Annotated in this window: 8 protein-coding genes; 2 read left to right on the top strand and 6 right to left on the bottom strand. The window is 40.1% G+C overall.

The annotated features are described in order from the left end of the window. Positions 1–35: 35 nt before the first annotated feature. From N3I35_09850 to N3I35_09835, 4 genes are all read right to left on the bottom strand, one after another. A complete protein-coding gene (locus N3I35_09850) occupies positions 36–359 on the bottom strand; it encodes a metal-sensitive transcriptional regulator (GenBank protein ID MCX8130389.1) in 324 nt (107 codons plus the stop codon). Between the two features lie 34 nt (positions 360–393). Next, positions 394–1440 carry a hypothetical protein gene (locus tag N3I35_09845; GenBank protein ID MCX8130388.1) on the bottom strand — a complete coding sequence of 349 codons (1047 nt, stop codon included), beginning with the start codon at positions 1438–1440 and terminating at the stop codon, positions 394–396. Continuing rightward, the gene (locus N3I35_09840) at positions 1437–2468 is read right to left on the bottom strand and encodes a phosphodiester glycosidase family protein (GenBank protein MCX8130387.1); all 1032 of its coding nucleotides are present in this window, start codon (positions 2466–2468) and stop codon (positions 1437–1439) included. The genes N3I35_09845 and N3I35_09840 overlap by 4 nt, the downstream gene beginning before the upstream one ends. 140 nt (positions 2469–2608) lie before the next feature. Continuing rightward, complete coding sequence (locus N3I35_09835) at positions 2609–3010, bottom strand: hypothetical protein (protein ID MCX8130386.1); 402 nt, start codon at positions 3008–3010, stop codon at positions 2609–2611. A gap of 121 nt (positions 3011–3131) precedes the next feature. On the opposite strand from N3I35_09835, the gene N3I35_09830 reads away from it, so the two are divergent. Beyond that, positions 3132–3290: a hypothetical protein gene (locus N3I35_09830; protein MCX8130385.1), complete on the top strand. Its 159-nt coding sequence runs from the start codon at positions 3132–3134 to the stop codon at positions 3288–3290. Positions 3291–3676: 386 nt separating this feature from the next. Next, a complete protein-coding gene (glgP, locus tag N3I35_09825) occupies positions 3677–6244 on the top strand; it encodes an alpha-glucan family phosphorylase (GenBank protein MCX8130384.1) in 2568 nt (855 codons plus the stop codon). A gap of 154 nt (positions 6245–6398) precedes the next feature. Here the strand turns inward: glgP and N3I35_09820 are convergent, their stop codons facing one another. Together N3I35_09820 and N3I35_09815 are read right to left on the bottom strand one after the other, a co-directional pair. Next, complete coding sequence (locus tag N3I35_09820; protein ID MCX8130383.1) at positions 6399–18749, bottom strand: amino acid adenylation domain-containing protein; 12351 nt, start codon at positions 18747–18749, stop codon at positions 6399–6401. Further along, positions 18742–22635: an SDR family NAD(P)-dependent oxidoreductase gene (locus tag N3I35_09815; GenBank protein ID MCX8130382.1), complete on the bottom strand. Its 3894-nt coding sequence runs from the start codon at positions 22633–22635 to the stop codon at positions 18742–18744. Before N3I35_09815 ends, N3I35_09820 begins: the two co-directional genes overlap by 8 nt.

Here is a 22635-nt window from a genome sequence, read left to right as displayed (position 1 = left end):
GTTTTTATTCAGACTTAACTGATTTGCTTCTGAAATCAATCGACAAATTTTAAAAACTTCTGTACAGTATCTACAAACTCCTCAATGATCTTTTCCTGATCACGGGATTCAAGCGCATCCTTCATACATGTCTTGGTATGCTTCTCCAGCACCAATCCGCCTACCTTGTTTATTGCAGCCCTTACCGCAGCTACCTGCGTCAGTATATCCACACAGTATTTATCCTCTTCAACCATTTTTTGTATACCCTTTACCTGCCCTTCAATTCTTCTTAATCTTTTCAATATATCCTGTTTATCACTGTAATGTTCACTTGATTTTCCATTCTCCATTATGATTACCTCCGGATAATACTCCATATGGGTATGCTTGAATTATAAATCTTTTCCAGTTTTATTGCAATACTGCAAGAGTTGTAAATATCAATTTGCCATTTTCACCGGATACTATATATTTGCCGGAAATTTGAATAAATTTACCCGGATATTTTGTGTTTAAACTATTCACTGCGTCATAAACCGTGTTTTCATCTTGTAGAACCAAATACAAGTTTCCTTCCGGTGAGACGTATATGTCTTGAGCTGAAATAAGCCTGTCAGTATATATTGTCTTTATCATTTTTTTCTCATTGCCGGAGGTATTCATTAGAATAACCTTTGTTACTTTTTTGTTCTGGTTTAGTTCGCCTATATATATGCTTCCTCCGTAATCAACCCCAAGAAGTGCATAATCTTTTACTGATTCTTCAATCAAGCTGGAAATTTCCCCTTTACCGTTCATAAGAAAAATATGCTTTTCATCCGTCTGATAAACAATATTATCGGTGTATTTAAGATGATTCATGTATTCGATCTTCTTCCCGGCCATGATGCAGTTCAGGTTTTCTGCTATATCATATTTATATAGCTTACTTTTCTCATCCTCCAATTGCAGATTCATATAAACAGTGTTGGTAAATGGTGATAGTACTACATCCGCTACTCTTATCGAGTCAGAACTTTCTGTGATCTGAGGGTAGTCCCGGATAACAAACGTCTCTGCATCATACGTCTCAACATGTATATTCTTCCTATCCCTTATGTCCTCCATATAAACGTACAAAACCATATTTCTATCGGGAAGCCATCTAAAGTATATTATTTCACCCATTTTTCCGCTGATAGTTTTTACGTGTCCATTATCTTTCAAACTGATGATTTGCAATTTACCCTTACTGATATATCCTGCATAGCTGCAGTCAAAAGAGACCGAAACATCCCCGCTGTCCGCAGTAGTTTTCAGTTCTTCTGAAACAGGCTTGCCTTCCTTTTCTTCATATCGCGTTACCTCTACGATTTTCCCTCTGTTTTCAATATAAAAATCATTAACAATCCAGAGCAGGGCTAATTGAAATACTACCGATACGGCCGCCCAAACTAAAAACTTTTTTACTATCTTCATTCATGTTCACTCCCCTCTGCCGGAGATACCATGAATACGGTCGGAACTGCCCGCTCGCCTAATCTGTCGGAAGGAACATTAATAACCCTTCCGTTAAAAAACATAGTTGTCGAGGAACCCCCATCAAGATTAGCTGCATTTACTGCCCCATATTTCAGGAGTATGTCCTGCATATCCCTTAGCGTAGCTCCCAGAGATTTTAAACTCCTGCCATCAATAACAAGCAGCAGAACCTCACCATTCTCACATTGGCCTATAGCTGTCCTTGGCGCTATTCCCCATCCTCCGTCACCTTTTGTTATTGTAGGCTCGCCATTAACTATAAGTGGAGGCCCAAAACTAACCCCTTCCCTAACCCCATACTCCTTAAGTTTTTCTATTGAATGTTTGCCAACTATCAGCATGCCATCTTCAGTAAATGCAATAGTATCCATCCTAGCTTTCTCGTTACCGGATTCATTAAACAAAACCTTGCCTCCATGCATAATAAAGCCTATCGGAGTTCCTCCGGTTCCAACCCATCCGCCGTCTTTGAACCCTCCTGCATTTACGGCTGCGACAGCACCATTTTTTTTTGCAATTATACTTGTAGTCTCACCTGATACAGGTATCTGCGAAGAATAACCTACTTTTATTCTTGTTGGATCATATACAATCATTAGCTTCCCTGTATAATCAATGCCTCTCAAATTAAGAACCTCAATCCTATCGGTGTTGCGGACCCCAAATTTCAGCACTTTTATATCTTCTCCCTTTTCAGTGGGATCGTGTGGGTTTACTTCTTCCAATATTCTTTTGATTTTGTCTTTTGATAAGAAAAGTTCCGCTATATACTGGTGCTTAAATGTTCTGTAGGATGCTCCCACAACAGTGCTTTTTACACCGTCGAAAGGTCCAAAGAACACAAACAGCGGTAATGTAATACATGCAAAAAATATTTGAAACACAATGAATGCTGCAGCTGCTTTCCAACCCGGTTTTTTCCATCTGAACAGTCTGTCTGTAAACTTTCCGTAAGCTTTCAACATTTTCCCCACTCTACTATTTATACTTATAGAAAAATTTTTCCTATTATTTAATGATAATAAATTTCTAATAATTTTTAAATAATTAATTTTTTACAATACATATAAATAAAAAATGAAGCAAGCTTCACTTTTGCTTCATTTCATGCTATTCCATAGGCATCAAGCCTGTAATGGATTTTTTCAAATATTAAACCTGCCACAAACCAGGCTGGTGCATAGTCAATCCGAACAAGGTTATCAACTGCAAATGCTCCTGTATAAACCCACGGGTACACTCCTAGTATATTTCCCAGAACCAAACCGCTTGTATATTCTATACCCCATATTATTACTACCCAGATAACTCCTCTGAACAGCCACCTCCATTCACGGATAACATCATGTATGGGTTCCAGAAATACAGCCATTCCATATATAAAGAACATCCACAAGTTTGTAAAGCCCTCAAGCCTGATGTTACCATTCATTAGCGAGCCCAAACCGGTCCAGAATATCTCGACACACCAACCTATCAGCCCATAAATCAAATATCGCTTTATCATGATATTATTTTTTCAATAAAGCAAAAATTAATGATAAGGAAATTATGGTTAAAATTTGATAAGCATAACCATATATATAAAAGCAAAAGATAAAGGAAATAAAAAAAATCGGAGGATGTATATGAAAAGCAGAAAAACAAAAGCCATAACACAGCCTGCAGGTTTCAAAGGTGAACTTGTACCCGACAAAGATCCTGCAGATCATGATCCTACAGGAAGGTATATGAAAAGAAATCCTTACAAAACCCCTCCTAATAATCTGACTACAAAGGATGAGTAGAAGCACTTTCGTGCTTCTGCTCAATTATCTGATATCAATGTTTTGCAAAGATTTGTCTAAAAATGTACAAAAATTGACATATATATGCTAATATATATAAAAAGATATCCGTTTTTCTTTCCGAGTTTTCTATAAATTAATTCCTTTACACCCAAATCGGGCTATTTTGGTTATTCCCAAGAAAACAGATTTGATTTCCGGGAGGTGACAAAATATTCGGTAATAAATAAATACATATTAAAATAGAAATTAAATTGCAATAACTATTGGAAGCGCAGCAACATAATAATGAAATAAGCAATATAAAATAGTTAATTACGTATATTGTTATTTATTTGACTAAAATAGTTAATAATAAAATAGATAAAAATGACTGGAGGTATAATATGTATCTTTTAGGAAGAATAACAGTTACAGCAGTATTGCCGGAAAGATTGAAAAGATTAAAAGACATTGCTTACAACCTATGGTGGTCCTGGAATTCTGAAGCTATTGATTTATATAGGGAAATTGATCTTGCTCTTTGGGAAAGACTAGGGAAAAACCCTGTCAGATTCCTTCAGGAAGTCAGTCAGAAAAAACTTGAACAAGTACTTAACAACCCTGACTATCTCAGACGTTATGATGAAATCGTATTAAAATTTGATTCCTATATGAATAACACCAATACCTGGTTTAGCAAAACCTATCCTGGAAAACAGAATCATATAATAGCATATTTTTCTGCAGAATACGGCTTAAATGAAGTATTGCCAATCTATTCAGGAGGTCTGGGAGTTCTTTCAGGTGACCACTGCAAATCTGCAAGTGATTTAGGAATACCCTTTGTACCAATAGGGCTGTTTTATAAACAGGGGTATTTCAGTCAGCATATTAATCACGACGGATGGCAGGAAACCAGATTCACTAATCTGAATGTTTCACAGCTTCCTATTTTACCTGCATTGAATGCTAACGGCGACCAAATCTATATCAGTATGGAATTACCTGGAAGGCTTGTTTATGCAAAAGTTTGGCAGGTTAAGGTTGGGCGTGTAACTCTTTACCTTTTGGACACTGACGTGGAGCAGAATAATTCTTCTGACAGAATGCTCACTGCCAGACTGTATGGCGGTGACCAGGAAACAAGAATACAGCAGGAAATATTCCTCGGTATGGGCGGTATTAGAGTTTTGCAGGCATTGGGTATAAATGCAACCGTTTATCATATGAATGAAGGCCACTCTGCTTTTCTGGGACTGGAGTTCATAAGAAAACTGATGAAGGAAAAAGGATTGACATTCAGAACTGCAAAGGAAATGGCCAATTCATCATTAGTATTTACTACACATACACCCGTGCCTGCAGGCAACGATGTATTTCCACTCCATATGATTGATAAGTATTTCAGCAGTTACTGGGAGTCTGTAGGTATCAGCAGGCATGAGTTTTTAGACCTGGGAATGAAAATTAATGATAACCAGAATTTTAATATGACCGTACTGGCTCTTACACTTGCAGGCAGAAAGAATGGTGTAAGCGAATTACACGGTGCAGTTTCCCGCAATATATTCAATAACGTCTGGCCAGGAGTACCTGAAGATGAAGTCCCTATTGGGCATATAACAAACGGCATTCATACCCTTACATGGCTTTCCCCCAGTATTAAGCTTCTCTATGACAAATATCTTGACCCTGACTGGCAGGAAAACCTGTATAAAAAGGAAATATGGGAAAAGGTAAATGATATCCCGGATGAAGAGTTATGGAAAACACACTATGTTTTAAAGACAAAGATGATAAGTTTTGTACGTGAAAAGCTTAAAGAACAAAGAATAGAAAACGGTGAACCTGCGGAAAGCATAAAGGAAGTCGATAATTTATTGGATCCCAATGCTCTGACTATAGGTTTTGCAAGGAGATTTGCCACATATAAGCGTGCAAACCTTATATTCAGGGATCTTGCAAGGATTCAGAAAATTCTTAACAATCCAGAAATGCCTGTTCAGATTATTTTTGCCGGAAAAGCACATCCGGCTGACGGACCAGCACATGAGGTAATTAAAAATATTAACGATATTGCGAGACAGGAAGGATTCAGGGGCAAGGTTATTTTAGTGGAAAACTATAATATGACTCTTGCGCGCAACCTGGTACAGGGCGTGGATGTATGGCTCAATAATCCCAGACGTCCCCTTGAGGCCAGTGGTACCAGCGGTCAGAAGGTTTGTATAAATGGTATAGTCAACTTCAGCATACTTGATGGCTGGTGGTGTGAAGGCTATAACGGCAAAAACGGCTGGGCAATAGGAGATGATACATTTTATGGAAATGAATATTACCAGGATAATGCGGACAGTCAATCAATATATGAAATATTGAGCCAGCAAATAATACCTACATTTTACAACAAGGATGATAAAGGTATACCTGTAAAATGGGTAAATGTCATGAAAGAATCCATCAAATCACTGTTGTACAAGTACAGTACTCATAGAATGGTACAAGACTATACCGACAAAATGTATATACCTTCTATTGAAAGAGTAGACAAAATAGTATCGGCAAACTATGAAATACTGAAAAATCTTGCTGACTGGAAGCTTTTGATGGAAAGAAACTGGTCTCAGGTCGGAATCATTGCAGAAAAAAGCATGAATCAGCTTAAAGAGCAAAAATCAGTCTCGGGGGACACTATAAGCATAGGCACTGCAGTTAATCTTGGAAATATAGACCCATCAAGCGTAAAGGTGGAACTATACTACGGGTATGTAGGAAAAAACAGTATTATAGAAAATCCCGAAATAGAAGAAATGAAACTGGATGGCAAACTGGACTCATCAACTTACAGATTCTCATGCAATATAAAATTGGTTGAAGGTGGAGAATACGGCTATACTATCCGTGTAGTTCCTCACCATTCTGATTTGATCAATAAGTTTGATATGGGATTAATCCGCTGGGTTGTAGAGTAAGTTTGATTATGCAAACTACTCCTTTGTATACGGATAGAACGGAGCTAAACACTCACATTACTTAACAAGGCTGATACCTAAAAATGGTATCAGCCTCGTTATTTATTCAGCAGTACAATTAATTCTACCCGTTGTTCCAGCTAAGTTAAGCGTATTAATCCTGGAATATCCTAAGATCAGACTTCAATCTTTCATACATTTCCCTTTGCTCTCTATATATTATCTCCAGCTTGTCAATTGCACTTTCTATACAGCTATCCATATCGGAAATTTTTGCGCTGTAGCTTAAGGAGTATATTTCCTCAAACTGGTTTACAACTCTCTCGAAGCGATTTATCACATCTTCCGGCAGCTTCCAGTGTTTTGAAAAATCTCTTAGGAAGTCTATAAAGAATATGTAAGCGTATTTCCATGCATTGAACATATCACACATAAAAGCTTTCAGCGAACTATATTCTTCCTTGTATCCCCGTGCTTCGTTCAACGTTTTCATCAATTCTAATATAGCACTCAGCCCTGTAGTGATAGTATAGTTGTATTTATCCTTTTCCGCATAATATAAGTCAATATTGCCACTTTTTGAGGAAATATATCCATTTATATTTTGCTTAAGTATGTCCAATCCTATCTCTTCCAAGGTAAATTTTCTTATTTCGGAAGTATCAAGCTCACTGATCAGGTATGGCTGGCTGATTTTGTATACACGCTCATTTTCAAGGAACTTCAAGCCTTTTACTCCCTCAAAGGACTTCCGGAAGCTGCTCTCCGTTATTTCTCCGTAAAAATTGAATACAGGATCGTATACCAGATACCCGCTTTCTGTAATATCTATAAGGAGGTATGCATGGGGAGCTTCTATATGCTCCAAGGTCAGGCGTGCATTTATCTCAACACCCTCATCAAGCCTTCTTGCCCACTCCTTCTCCTCAATTCTGTATTCAGGCGTATAATACAAATCATATGTGCTTCCATGAATAATCAACATTTCATTTCTACTCAGACGGTCCTTACAGTAATCAATTCCCTCCTGGCAGCTGCTAAATGCCTTCAACTTCAGCTTTATGCCGTAATTGTCAAAAAAGTTCCACAAGCCCGCATACTTGCTGTAAGGAATGGCTTTAAACTTAATTTTACCAGAAAGGCTGCCGTTATTTTCATATCCGTATCCGATCAGAGATATCCCCAACGCCGCAGGCACAAAACCTTTCTCAACACTTACACCGTTTTCATATACCAGCTTTTCAACAAGTATACTGAACAGACAGTTATAGTATGGCGGATATTTGTTTGCAGGCATGTATCCCTTATTAAATCTTCTCCCCTCCGGATTGCTGCCGGCAGAATGATCCGCCCTGACATACACAGTATCTTCATTGTTATTTGCTTCTGATTGCAGTCCTTCCTTCACAGCTTGTCTCTCATCAACATATCCGGCAAGCTCTCTGACGGTTGCTAACCTGAAAATCTCCCTCAAAGGGATTTCCACTCCAAATTCTTTATAGATTCTGGATACGAGCACTGCAGCTTTTAGTGACTGTCCTCCAAGGTCAAAGAAATTTGCATTGACACTTATTCGCTCGACACCTAAAACTTCGCTCCATAGGTTTGCAAGCCTTTCCTCCGTACTACCGGAAGGAGCTGTATAATCTCCATTCATACAGGTTGTATCCGGTTCAGGCAGTACATTTCTGTTCACCTTGCCGTTGTGAGTGAGTGGAATGCTATCCAGTTGAACAAAAAATGAAGGTATCATATAGTCCGGAAGCCTCCTGGTCATAAACTCTCTCAGTTCTGATACAATCAGCTTTTTATCGGCTACTACATAAGCACACAGGCTGTTAGTACCTGAAGAGTCTGCTCTGGCCACAACTGCAGCAGCTTTTACAGGCTCATAGCTCAGCAGCTGCGCTTCCACTTCCTCCAGTTCTATCCTGAAGCCTCTTATTTTTACCTGATGGTCTGCTCTACCCAAAAACTCGATATTTCCGTCAGGAAGCCATCTTGCCATGTCTCCGGTTCTGTACATTCTATTGCCTTCAAAAAATGTATCAGACAAGAATTTTTCTCGGCTAAGATCAGGCCTGTTTAGATACCCTCTCCCAACACTGTCGCCTGATATGAATAATTCCCCTGCAACTCCCTGAATTTGCAGTTTTCCATTCCTATCAAGGATGTATATTCGGGTATTTGCTACAGGCTTTCCTATAGAAGGCTGATCGGGCATATCCTCTGCACATCCCATAGTCAGAGTTGTAACAACATGTGTCTCTGATGGTCCATAATGATTATGCAGATATAGCCGGTTATTCCTCACATGCTCTCTGAATCTCTCTGATACAGAGAGCTGTTCTCCTGCCGTAACAATGTGTTTCAGATTTGCAGGAATCCTTTTTATATATTCGTCATCATTTTGTATGAATTTGAAAAAGGCAGTAGGCAAAAAAGCTACATCTATACTATTATTCCCTATATAATCCAGAAGACCTTCCACACTCCTTCTTCTTTCACCTGAGATAATATGCAATTCCCCTCCTGCGAGCAGTGTGGAGAATATCTCCTGGTAGCAGACATCAAAGCTTATTGTTGCATATTGTGTTACTTTGCCGGAAAAATCAATATTCGTTGATGTATACTGGTAATACACAAGGTTAAGCATGTTTCTTTGTTCAATCATTACACCTTTTGGCTTACCTGTAGTACCTGAAGTATATATTACATACAGAAGGTCATGCGGCTCACTCACTACCTCAGGATTTGCTGTATCTTCAGAGCAAGTATTTATACTGTTTAGCTCAACCACTGTACCGGTAAAAGCAGCTTTTTCAGGTAGCTCCTGCTGTGTGATCAATATGCCTGCTTTGCTGTCTTCAAGCATATATTTTATTCTTTCCGCGGGGTATTCTGGGTCTATGGGCAGACATGCACCTCCAGCCTTCACAACACCAAGTACGGCTATTGCTATATCAAGAGAGCGCTCTATCATTATTCCTACTTTATCATCTCTTTGTACACCTTTTTTTCTCAGTACCCTTGCAAGCCTGTTTACCTTTTCATTCAATTCCTTATAGGTCAGCTTTTTACCCTCGAATACTGCCGCTATACTGTCGGGGGTCTTTTCCACCTGTTCCTCAAAGAGTTCCTGGATAGTCCTGTTATGAGGATAATGTGCATAGCTATAACTATATTGCATCAGCCTGCTCTTCTCTGTATCTGGCATCAGAATATCAGGTGTCAGTTTTTCATTGCCTGCCTCAGTGAACTTTTCCAAAATCCTTATGTACAATCTATAAGCTGTTTCTATGTCTTGCGTATGGAAATAGTTTGGAGAATACCTTATACGCACGCTGAAATTATTGAGGGTTTTTGAAACCTCAAGATCAAACAATGTATTCGTCATCTCCATACGTTCTATATTTAGTCCGTATTCCGAGCTTTTTACAACTTCCGTACTATTTATATTATCCATGACATAAAAGTCAGTAAAATTGAAAAGTATGTCCGATATCGGATTACCGGTACCTTTACCTGTATCACCGATAATTTCCACAATATCGGATAAAAAGAGCTCATGCTGTTTTACATTTATAAGATATTGTTTTACGGCTTTTACCAGTGCGTGTTTGTCAGTATCCGCATTCACACTCACTCTCACCGGTATGGTGTTCACAAAGCAGCCGATAACCTTATCAGCATCTTCAACTGTAGGTCTGTCATGTGTAACCACGCCGGTAGTGATATCGGTTTCTGTTGTTATCAGGCTTAAAAGGTATATGTGTGCGCTCAGGCATATTTCCTTTAGAGTACAACCATACTCCCTTGCCTTTTCTTCCAAGGCAGCCACCAAGCCCGTCTCAGGAGTTTTTTCGTACACCTGTACCGATTTTCCGGTATTCAGTTTTTTAGTTAAGAAATTGAAAGGCAGCTTGTTTCTTGTATATCCCCCAAGAGTCTCCTTCCAGAACTTCTTTGTATCTTCGGATACTTTCCTGCTGAGAGATATTGCTATATATTCCTTATAACTGCTGCTCAGTTTCGTGTTACTATATTTTTCTTTTCCAACCAACCTGCTATATACATCAATAATCTCGCTGTTGAATGACGCTACGCTCCATCCGTCAAGAATAGCATGGTGAAATGTCAGCACAATACAGTAATTAAGGCTGTCCAGCTTAAATATCCTAAGCCTCCACAATAAATCATCCTCAAATTTGAACTTGTTTTTCAAGTCGTTCAGCATATACGCTTCCAAATGCTTTTCCTGCTCATACTTTGGAATATCTGAAATGTCTTCCAATTCCACATCAAGAGGTATATCCCTGTGAACGATTTGAACAGGCTCACTAAACCGTGTCATATCAAATGTAGTCCTCATCATCGAATGCTTTTGCACCATGATTCTGATGGCTTCACGGTAAAGCTCTATGTCAAACTCACCGGACTCGATCACATATACAAACTGTTCATGGTAAACAGGCTCTTCAGGCTTAAGCCTTGAATAGAAAACCATTCCCTGTTGTATCTGACTGAGAGGATAAAAATCTTCATAATCCTTAGGCAGCTTAGATGCCTGCTTTTCATCAGACAATATATTCTTCTTGATATCCTCAATAATCCCAAGTCCGCATTCCAAATCTGATTGAACGGTAGTAAGCGTACTTTTGCCGATGTTGACAGCAAGTTCTCTGATAGTCTGGTTAATGTAAATGTCTTTCATCTGCATGTTTGCCGCCAGCTTTTTATTAATTCTGCTTATAAGGCTGATTGCCTTTATTGAATCTCCACCAAGATTAAAAAAGTTATCATTTATTCCTATATTCTCAACTTTAAGCACATCAGACCAGATAGCTGCTATCTCCTCTTCGGTCTTGTTTGCAGGACTTTCATACACTGCTCCTGCACCAATACTTACTGTTGGCTTAGGCAAGGCTTTTCTGTCTACTTTCCCATTCTGCGATAAAGGCATTTTTTCCATACGGATGAAGTATGCCGGCACCATATAATCAGGAACTTCCTTAAGCAGGCATGCCTTCAGATCAGTCTGCTCTATTTCAGTATCTGAAACCATATATGCGGCAAGGTTTTTGTTGCCATCCGAGTCCTCAACTGCTGTCACAACTGCTTCCCTTATGTATTTATTCTTTAGAAGTTGGGCTTCGATTTCTCCCAGCTCAATTCTGAAGCCTCTGATTTTAACCTGGTGGTCTATTCTGCCTAAATATTCGACATTGCCGTCCGGAAGCCATCTTGCAAGGTCACCTGTCCTGTACATGCGACCAATCGACTGACGGTTACTGTAAGCCTGTAAAGCAAACGGGTCAGGCACAAATTTCTCTTCCGTGAGTTCAGTCCTGTTTAGGTAGCCCCTTGCCAGCCCATCTCCTGCAATACACAACTCTCCTGCCACTCCTATGGGCTGCAGATTATTTTTGCCGTCAACAATGTAAAGCTTTATGTTGTCAATAGGTTTTCCTATAGGTATAAGCTCATGTTTCTTTCCTGTGGAGCAGTCAAAGTATGATACATCTACTGTTGCTTCTGTTGGTCCGTACAGATTTGATAGTTTTGTACCATATTCATTGTTCAAAAGCCTGTTGAACCGTTGGACCTGCGGTAAATTCAACGCTTCTCCACTTGCAAAAACCTGTCTTAGACTAACAAGCTTATCCTTACCAATACCACTATCTATATACTCTAAGAATGCATTCAGCATTGAAGGTACAAAATGCATTGTGGTAATGCTGTTTCTTGCTATAGCATCAACAATAACCGATGGATCCTTCTCACCTCCGGGGGCCAGGAAACAAACCTTTGCACCTGCAAATGCCCACCAGAACAGCTCCCATACCGATACATCAAAGGTAAACGGCGTTTTTTGCAGTATTACGTCGTCCTGATTTAAAGGGTATTTTTTCTGCATCCAATTCAGCCTGTTTATAACCGAATAGTGCTCTATCATAGAGCCTTTCGGCTTTCCTGTAGAACCGGAAGTATATATGACATATGCTAAGTCACGTGAAGTATTTACACTCTCAGGATTTGATACATTTCCTGTGAACACTTCTTCATTCTTCAGGTCAATTACCGTTCCTTCAAATTCTATCTTACCCATGAATTCACCGGATGTCAGAATCAAAGAAGCTCCACTGTCCTCAAGCATATACCTTATCCTGTCGGCAGGGTAATTGGGGTCTATCGGGAGGTATGCCCCACCGGCCTTCAGTACAGCCATTATACCAATCATCATCTGATGTGAGCGTTCTGTAATTATGCCCACGATACAATCAGCCTTTACACCTTTTCCCCTTAAGGTGCGTGCAAGCTGGTTTGCCTTCTCATTAAGCTGGCTGTATGTGAGTTTTACACTCTCAAAAATTACTGCTGTCCTGTCCGGAGTCTTTTCTACCTGCTCCTCAAAAATCTGATGAATTGTTTTGTTTTTGGGATATGCCGCTTCCGTATTGTTAAAGTCCAACAATATCTGCTTCTTCTCTTCTTCAGAAAGCATATCTACGTCTGAAAGCCTCTTTCCGGGATCGGTTGACACACTTTTCAGAATATTTACAAAATGTTTCATCAAACGCTCTATAGTTTCCCTTTTAAACAACCGTGTACAATACTCAAACCTCAGATTCAGCTTTTCTGCTGTTTCTATTGCCAACAGTGTAAGATCAACCACCGATGCCTCATTTTCAAACTCACACGGAACAAACTTAAGACCGGCAATTTCCATCTCCGGTACTCCCATATTTCTCATGACAAACATGGTATCAAACAGAGGGTTTCTGCTCATATCCCTTGGTATGTCCAACTTATCCACCAATTCTTCAAACTGATAATCCTGATTTGCATATGCCTGCAACGCATTTCCTTTAACCTCATCCAGGAATTCTCCAAATGATATGGCATTATGAGGACGGTTTCTCATGGCAAGTGTATTGACAAATACCCCAACCATATTCTCTACGTCAGCATGATGCCTTCCGGCTATAGGCGAACCGATAATAATATCCTCCTGCCCCGTGTATTTTGACAATAAGACATTATATGCGGCAAGCAGCAGCATGTAGAGGGTAGTCCCGGTTTTTGAAGAGAATGCCCTTAATTGGTTCAGAAGCCCAGTATCAAGCGTAATCGTATGAGTAGCGCCCTCAAAGCTTTGAACCGATGGTCTTGGATAATCCGTAGGCATGCTGAGTACCGGAAGTTCTCCTTTGAAAGCTTCCAGCCAATACTCTTCCTGCTTTCTGACTGCCTCTGATTTAAAGAACTCCTCCTGCCATACGGAAAAATCCTTGTACTGTATTCTTATATCAGGTAAGTTCTTTCCTCCGTACAAGTCTATAAAATCCTTAATAAGGATATTCATGGTCACACCATCGGAAATGATATGGTGTATGTCAAACAACAGCAAATGCCTGTCCTCTGCCAGCTTTACAAACCCAACCCTCAGCAGTGGTGCTTCACTTAGATTGAAAGGACGGATAAACTCTCTGCTTATATCCTTTATCATGCTATCGTCTGCTTCCATGTAACTTATTTTAAAATCAACATTTTTATGTACCCTCTGGACAGGCACTTCATCTACAAAATCAAAAGTTGTTCTTAGCGTTTCATGCCGTTGCACTAGTTTGTCAAAAGCTTCCTGTGCACGTTTCGTATCAAGTTTCCCGTGTATCATCAGTACTGACGGTATGTTATAGCTTGTATTTTCACCTTCAAGCCGGTTAAGTATAAACATTCTCTTCTGTGCTGATGATACCTTGTAAAAATCACTTTCTTCAACTGACTGTATTACCTCAAAACTGCCTTTTCCATCTCGTCCGAGATACTTATCATCCAGACATGCAGAAAATTCTTTGACCGTAATATGCTTGAACAGGTCAGTTACTTCTACTTGCAAACCCATTTCCTTATTAATATTGTTTACAATCCTCATTCCGATTAGTGAATCTCCGCCCAAGTCATAGAAATTGTCATAGATGTCCAGTTCATCCAGGCCAAGCACTTCTCCGAAGATTTTAGCAGTCTGTTTTTCTGTCTGAGTGTATTTACCGTCTTTTCTTCCTTTCAATTTCACATCTGACAGGCTGCTTTCCTTTGAAACCCTTGAAGTTCCAAGCAGTTTTCTCTTTCTAAGCCTCTCTTCCTTTAGTTCTTCCGAAAATTCAAAAGGAAAAACGGCATCACTATATACTGCTTCATTTTCGTAGTTGATTTCTCCAATGGTTATTCTGTCAATATCCCTGTTCAATACCTCGTCAAATGCATTTACAGCCGTATCTGTGGTTATGGCTTTGAAGATATTATCTCCCGCAGCACCATACTCCACAGCCATACCTGTTTCCTTCCATGCAACCCAGTTAATAGTCAGCGTTCTGCTTCCGGATCTGTTCCTTAAAGCTTCAAAGGAATCAAGGTATGCATTGGCTGCAGTGTAATCACTCTGCCCGGATGAACCTGTAAGCGAAGTACCGGACGAAAACATGACAAAGAAATCAAGTCTGTCTCCGCTTGTATATCTATCCAGAATCCATGTTCCCTGCACCTTCGGGCTCATTACTCTCCTGAATGCCCCATCATCCTTGTGTATAATAAATCCTTCACCTGCAATACCCGCACTATGCACTATCCCATTTAGCTTTCCAAATCTCCGTCTTATATCTTCTAATACGGATTTCATCTGCTCCTCGTTAGCTACATCCGCACTGTAGCAAACTACCTCTGAACCGGCAGCTCTTATCTCCCGGATCGCTTTAATCTTCCTGCAGGTGCTTGTATCTTCACCTTTTTCTAATATTTCATCCCATTTTTCCTGCAAAGGCATGTCAGAACGGTTTACCAATATGATTTTGGCTTTATTACGAGCTGCAATATACTTACTTATTTCCAGGCCTATTCCACCTGTTCCACCTGTTAATAAATATACTCCATCCTCTTTGATGCCTGTCTCTCTAATACCGGCATTATCAACATTTACATTTCTGAACTCCTCAATATATCTATTTCCACTGCGTAAAGCCACTACATTTTTACCTGAATCAGCGTTAATTTCCCTGTAAACCTCATCAGCTCCAACATACCCGTCGATATCAATACATCTGCAGCTCAGGTTAGGGTTTTCCTGCCCTATTACCTTAGCAAAACCGAACAGAGTTGCATTCTCAGGCTTGATAAACTCTTCTTCCCTTGTTACAGAATATACATACTCCGAAATAACAATTATCTCTATCTTTTGACTAATGCCGTTTTCCAGCAAAGCCTTTGTCATATTAAACAGATTGAAAACACCTGTATTCTGGCACTCTTCAAGCTCCTCAAGACTTCCAGCCACCTGTTTTCCGTTTATTGTTGCCATATGCAGTATCTGAGACAAATCAGAAGCTTCCATATCGTTGAAAAGTTTGTCATATGAAGCTCTGCTGCCATCAATAACATATCTGCAGCTTCCGCCCTTTTCATATGCGTCTCCCAGTTCAACCTCTATAACCTGTCTTCCAGATTTTTTTATTTGCTCTATAATTTCGCAGCTTAATCCTTTTTTATCTTTCAATACCAGTATGCTTCCTTCATATTGCTTTTCTCTCCCATATACCGGTGAATCGGCAATCCAGCCTATTTCATGGTAAACACTGCTGCTTTCTGCCGTCTTTCCTGAAATCATCCGGGTGTTGTGTACCTTTTTACGTGAGTAATCCTCAATCTCAACAATAACCGCCCCTGTTACATCTAGCAAAGTCACGTCAAAAGTGAGCAGTTCAGACCTTTCAGTTACTATCCCCTTCATTCTGACATAACTGTAGAATTTAGCGGGAATAGATTTATAAACGTGTATGCTTTTATAGGAAAACGGCAAGTATACGCTGCTTCCGTCTCCTACTGTTTTGGTGGCAAGGGCATTATCCAGCAATGACGGATAGAGTATATAGTCCTTCAGCTCACCGGTAAATTCGTCAGACAACTCTATGTATGACAATGACTCATTCTTACCCAGGTGCATTCCCCTTATATTTTTCCATCTGGGGCCAAATTCAAGAATCTTGGAATCACTGTAATTATCCATATCAGGTACATAATACCCTTCACTGCATTGCTTTTTGATATCCTCTATAGAAAGCTTTTCAGGCATATTACTGTCAATGCCAAGTATTTTGCCTTCCACATGCTTTACCCATGTTACATCTTCTCCGCTATCACCAGCTGTCAGTTTGCTTGCTACAACAAACTCAAATAGGCCATCTTCTTTTCTAATAACTGTCTGCACTTCAACAGGTTCGTTTTCATATACAACCATAGGTGTAAGGAACAATACATCCCTTAATTCAACAGTATTGTCCGGAAAGTATTTTTTACACGCTTCTATTGCAATTTCAAGATAAGCTGTTCCTACAAGTACGCAGTTGCCTCCGACTCTGTGTTCGTTTAGAGCCCAATATTTCTCGGCACTGAATTTCGTCGTGTATATCTCCTGATTAAAGGACTGGGTTATATATCTGTCCAGAAGAGGATAATCAAGTTGTTTTCCGGCTTCAGCCACTTTTTGGGCTTTCTTTTTTATTTCAAGCCAGCATCTTTTCCGTTCAAATGGATATGTGGGAAGGCTTATCCTTCTCATCTTCTCATTTCTGTAAAGCAAATCCCATTCTATATCTGCTCCTGCAATATACAATCCGCATAATTGGCTGTACTTTTCATCACTATTATCTTTGCTGTCTGCTATTTCGCAAACTATTTCCCTTGCTTCCTTTGAAAGCTCCTTTACATGCCCTTCGGTAATTTCCCCGCTTTCTGCAACCTTCCTGCTGTCGGCTACTATCTTATGTTCACCATAATATATTCCCTCTGCCTGTACGCCCTCTAACCCGCGGTCAAGCAAAATTCTGATTTTATCCTCTAAATCCTCCCTGCTTTTCAATAATAAAACCAACCTGTTATTGTAGTGCCCCCTTCCAGTGTTGGCAGAATAGCAGATGTCTCCCAGTTCCATGCAACTGCTTTTAGCGGCAAAGTCTGAATACCTTTCCAGAAGTGCTTTTAGGGCCTCATCGCTTTTTGCAGAAAGTGCAAGTAAATTAATTTTGTTTTTATCCCTTTTTGCTTCTAATTTAGCTTCAGGAGCTTCCTCAAGAACCATATGACAGTTTGTACCACTCAAACCGAAAGAACTGACTCCGCAGCGTCTCGGATAATCCTGCTTCTCCCAGGCCTTCAGCCTGTCATTTACATATACAGGCGATTCGGTAAAATCAATTTTCCTGTTTGGTTTGTTAAAATGTATAGATGGAGGAAGCTGCTTGTAATAAAGTGCCATTACAGCTTTTATCAAGCCAGCTATACCCGCTGAATTATCAAGATGTCCTATATTGGTCTTTACGGAGCCTATTGCACAAAACTGCTTTTTGTCGGTAAACCTTCTGAAAGCCCTTTTTATTCCATCTATTTCTATTGGATCACCCAGTTTGGTTCCTGTTCCGTGTGCCTCTATATATGTTATAGTTTCAGGGTCGATATTGGCATCCTTCCATGCATTTACTATTACTTCCTCCTGTGCAAGGACATTTGGAGCAGTAATACCAACAGAACTTCCATCCTGATTGACGGAGCTTCCCTTTATAACTGCATATATGTTATCGCCATCTTTGAGAGCTTTTTCCAGGGGCTTCAGAAGTATAACCGCAACCCCTTCTCCCGTACCTGTCCCATCTGAGCTATCATCAAATGTCTTTGCCCTACCGTCAGAGGATTCTATCCCTAGTTTCACCTGGTCCTTCAAGCGTATTAAGTTGGTCCTTACACCACCGGCAATTGCCATGTCACACTCGCCATCTTGTATAGCCCTGCAAGCAAGGTGTACACCCACCAAAGAAGAAGAACATGCAGTATCAATTGCCATACTCGGTCCCTTCAGATCCAGCAGGTATGAAATTCTGCTAGCCGTTATGGGAGTTACATTTCCGGTAAAAGCCTCAGATAATAAAGCAGGGTCTGTATCCATAATAATCTTTTTATAGTCATATATCGCATCTGCAATATATCCTATATAAACCCCGGTCCTGCTTCCTACCAGTTTTTCGCCGCCATAACCTGCATCTTCAACAGCTTCCCATGCGGTCTCCAGAAACAGTCTCTGATTGGGACTCATAAGACTCGCTTCTCTTGGTGACAATCTGAAAAATCTATGGTCAAACTTATCTATTTCCCTCAGATAAGCGCCTTCACAGTATTTATTATCTTCTCCGCCTTCTCCTGTAAAGCGGAGATAATCATCCATATCCTTCCGCCTTGTTTCAGGAAAATCCGTAACACAATCCACTCCATTTTTTAGATTTTCCCAAAATTCATCTATGTTATCTGCCATAGGCATTCTCGCAGCCATGCCTATTATAGCTATATCCCCGTTCTTCCTGATTTCAGTTGTCTTTAGTGTTTTAAGCAGTTCAGCAGCCGTATTCTTTTCAATCTTACCAGCAGCAGCACTTTCAAAAATTAACCGTGCAAATTTATTCATTTTTCCACCCCAATTGATCAAAGTCACTCATTGCTTTTTCTAATGACAGATTTCCTTTTTCCATCTCATCCAGTAAACCTAGAATATCATTTTCCATATCCTCTTCAAAATTTTCACTTGAGCTGTCCTGCACCGGCACATCATTGTCCCCGCTTATATGCTGTGCAAGTTTTGAAATTGTCGGATATGCAAAAAGATCGGTTATGGTAGTCTTTCCGGGGAATTTTTCTTCCAAAAGTGCATGTACTCTGGTAACCAGAATGGAGTCGCCCCCAATTTCAAAGAAATTATCATATACATTTAGCTCTTCAAAGCCCAGCACTGCTCTCCAGATATTTGCTATCCTCTGTTCTGTATCGGTGTAGTCGGTATCATCCTTTCCTTTAAGCGACACAACTTCATCAGCACTGCATTCCTGAAGTATCGGCACCTGTCCGGGATTTTTTCTGTGCTTATCCATCTCCACAATTATTTCATTGGATATCCTTATCCGTGCATCATTAAGCGTTTTGCCGTGTACTGAGCCTCCATAATTCAGTTCTCCGATAACAACCAGGCTCATATCCCTGTTTAGTACTTTGTCAAAGGCTTTCAGTACCTTAGCTGTTGACATTGCTTTAAGCAGCGTATCCTGTATGGCTCCATACTCCAATGCCATCCCTGTTTCCTTCCATATAGGCCATTTTACAGCAAGTGTCCTTTTCCCGGCTTTGTTCCTGCATGACGAAAATGCATCAAGATATGAGTTTGCCGCTGTATAATCGCCCTGTCCCGGTATTCCCATTATAGTATTGGTAGACGAACACAATATAAAGAAATCCATATTATCCGATTCTGTAAGCTTGTCAAGAAGCCATGTCCCTTTCACCTTTGGAAGCATAACCCTGTCAAAATCATCTTTTTCTTTCCTGATTATAAACCCGTCTCCTGCCACACCAGCACTGTGAATTATACCGTTTATATTTCCGTAACGTTCCCTCAGCAAACCTATTACAGACTTTATTTCATCATAGTCCGATACATCAGCACTATGACATTCCACTACAGAACCTTTTTGTTCAATCTCCAGCATACTGCCTATCTTGCTGCAAAGCTTTTTATCATTGCCCTGTCGCAGTATAGCCTCCCATTCTTTGTGTTCAGGCATTTTTGTACGGTTTACCAATGCGATATTTACACTGCCTTTAGATGCAAGATACTTTGCCAGTTCAATTCCTATTCCTCCTGCTCCTCCGGTTATTAGATATACTCCCTTGCTTCTTACGGGAGTCTCTTTTATTTCAGAATCCATTATTTCTGCTTTTACAAATTCTTCAACATATCTTTTCCCGCCGCGGTAAGCAACTAAAAAAGTTTCAGAATCTGTCTGCAACTCAGAATAAATTTCCTCCGCTGTTGTAAATGTATCAATATCTATACCCATACAGTTCAGTATCGGATACTCCTGATCAACTACCCTGCCAAGCCCGAACAGTGTCGCTCCTCCCGGACTAAGCTTTTCCTCATTTCCGGTAACTTCATTTACACAACGGGAAACAAGAAAAATGTCCACCCCATCCTTGATTCCACTATCTAAAAGGACTTTTACTAAATGGAAAAGACTGTCTACACCCCTTTGCTGGCTTTGCAGCAGATTCTCAAGTTCTTTTTCCTCTTCAGCATCCGTAATAGTAAGCAAATGTATTATCTGAGAAAGCTTTTTCCCGCCAATATCCTTAAGGAGCTTTTTCATATTCTCACTATCAATTCTAATCACATAGCTGTCTTGGCTGATTTTTTTGAATTCTTGCCCAATCCTGACTTCTATAACTTCCTCACCGTCAGCTTTAAATTTTTTTGCCAGTTTTTCACTTATATCTGTTTCATCCCTGATTAATAATACAGCCCCTTGTTTTGCTTTTCTTCTTATGTTGACTGCAGCTTCCTGCTTCCATGCAATGTTATAGAAAAAATTATCCTTTTCAGCCATTATGAGTGGTATATTAATCCAGCATCTGGTACGTTCAAACGGGTATCCTGGAAGGCTTGCTTTTCTGGTTCTCAGTCCTGTATATAGCTTTTCCCAGTCAACGTCTGCCCCTTTCACATACAAGCTGCATATTTCATGCAAAATGCTTTTATCCTGTCTGTTTCCCTCAACAAAACTATTGATTTTTACTGCTGCCTTATTACCAAGTTCTATAGCCTCTTGCTCGGTAATACACTCCTTTTCCTGTGAAGGCTTGTCAGAAGGTATTATTCTGTGACATTGGTAATAAATATTTTCTTCCTTTATGGTTTCCAGTTCTGCACTCTGAAGTCTGGTTAGCTTTTGTCTTAAGTCCCCGATATCCTCTACGATAAAAGCAATCCTGTATGAATAATGGCCCCGCCCCGTCCCGGCTGTATAACATATATCCTTTAGTTCAGGAAGCTTTTCTGCCTGAATGAGCTTATTATAATTGCCTATCAATACCTCCAGGGATGCACGGCTTTTTGCCGATAGTACCAAGACATTCAAGCCGTCACAGCCACTTTTTACCTCATTGGATAAAGCCGGGGCTTCTTCCAAAATAACATGACAATTTGTGCCGCTTAATCCGAACGAACTTACTCCGCATCTTTTTGGGAAACCTGCTGTTTTCCATTCTGACAGCCTCTCATTTATGTATACAGGTGATCCTATAAAGTCTATCTTGCGGTTCGGCCGCTTAAAATGCAAGGTAGGAGGTAGTTGCCCATTACCTAGTGAAAGCACCGCTTTAAGCAGGCCCGCTATTCCAGCAGTATTATCCAGATGCCCGATGTTTGTCTTAACAGCACCTACCGCACAGAAAGCTTTTCTTTCTGTAAATTTACTGAACGCCCTCTGTATACCATCTATTTCAATCGGATCACCAAGCTTGGTTCCTGTTCCGTGAGCTTCTATGTATGTTATTGTTTCAGGATTTACCTCTGCATCCTTCCATGCTCTTACTATTACATCTTCCTGAGCAGCAGCATTGGGAGCAGTTATGCCGATAGAACTTCCATCCTGATTTACTGCACTTCCTTTTATCACTGCATATATGTTGTCTCCATCCTTGATTGCATTACTCAAGGGCTTCAACAATATTGCCACAGCCCCTTCACCTGTACCTGTACCATCTGAATTGTCATCAAAGGTTTTTGCTCTTCCATCGGATGATTCAATCCCTATCTCGGCTTGTCTTATGGGGAGAATGTGTAACTGGATTCCTCCTGCTATTGCCAGATCGCATTCTCCATTCCTTATAGCCATACATGCGGTATGTACTGCCACAAGAGACGATGAGCATGTTGTATCTATCATCATGCTTGGTCCCCTGAAATCCATAAGGTATGAAATCCTGCTTGCTATAATAGGCTTTGAATTTCCAGGTACGGCAAGCGAAAGGGATGAAGGTTCAATTTCAGAAATCATTTTTTTATAGTCACAATCAGAACCATATCCAACATATACTCCTGTTCTGGTGCCTATAAGCTTTTTGCCGCCATACCCCGAGTCTTCCAACGCACTCCATGCTGTTTCCAGAAAAATTCTCTGGTTTGGATCCATCAGGCTTGCTTCCTTTGGGGACAGTCTGAAAAAAGCATTGTCGAATTTATCTATTTCTTCAAGATAAGCAGCTTCACCAAACTTTATTTCAACTCTATTTCTGTCAATATAATTAAAGTAATGTTCTACATCTTCTTTTCTAGTTTCAGGGATCATCCTTACGCAGTCAATTCCATCCCTTAAGTTCTTCCAGAACTCATCAGCTGTATCAGCCTTAGGCAGCCTGACAGCTGCTCCGATGATGGCTATTGATTTCCTTGATATTTCCTCTATCCCTACAGCAGTATTCTGTTTGCTTCTGTTCAGCTTAATTGAATCAAAGCCTGGCAC

Source organism: Clostridia bacterium, from assembly GCA_026414765.1.
Lineage (GTDB): Bacteria > Bacillota > Clostridia > Acetivibrionales > DSM-27016 > SKW86.
The sequence above is the reverse complement of the archived record's forward strand: the minus strand, read 5'-3'. Positions and strand labels throughout refer to the sequence as shown.

Excerpts from the sequence above, each read along its gene's own strand:
- N3I35_09830 (MCX8130385.1), top strand. The coding sequence starts at position 3,132 with ATGAAAAGCAGAAAAACAAAAGCCATAACACAGCCTGCAGGTTTCAAA.
- N3I35_09840 (MCX8130387.1), bottom strand. The coding sequence starts at position 2,468 with ATGTTGAAAGCTTACGGAAAGTTTACAGACAGACTGTTCAGATGGAAA.
- N3I35_09845 (MCX8130388.1), bottom strand. The coding sequence starts at position 1,440 with ATGAAGATAGTAAAAAAGTTTTTAGTTTGGGCGGCCGTATCGGTAGTA.
- N3I35_09850 (MCX8130389.1), bottom strand. The coding sequence starts at position 359 with ATGGAGTATTATCCGGAGGTAATCATAATGGAGAATGGAAAATCAAGT.
- N3I35_09820 (MCX8130383.1), bottom strand. The coding sequence starts at position 18,749 with ATGAATAAATTTGCACGGTTAATTTTTGAAAGTGCTGCTGCTGGTAAG.
- glgP (MCX8130384.1), top strand. The coding sequence starts at position 3,677 with ATGTATCTTTTAGGAAGAATAACAGTTACAGCAGTATTGCCGGAAAGA.
- N3I35_09835 (MCX8130386.1), bottom strand. The coding sequence starts at position 3,010 with ATGATAAAGCGATATTTGATTTATGGGCTGATAGGTTGGTGTGTCGAG.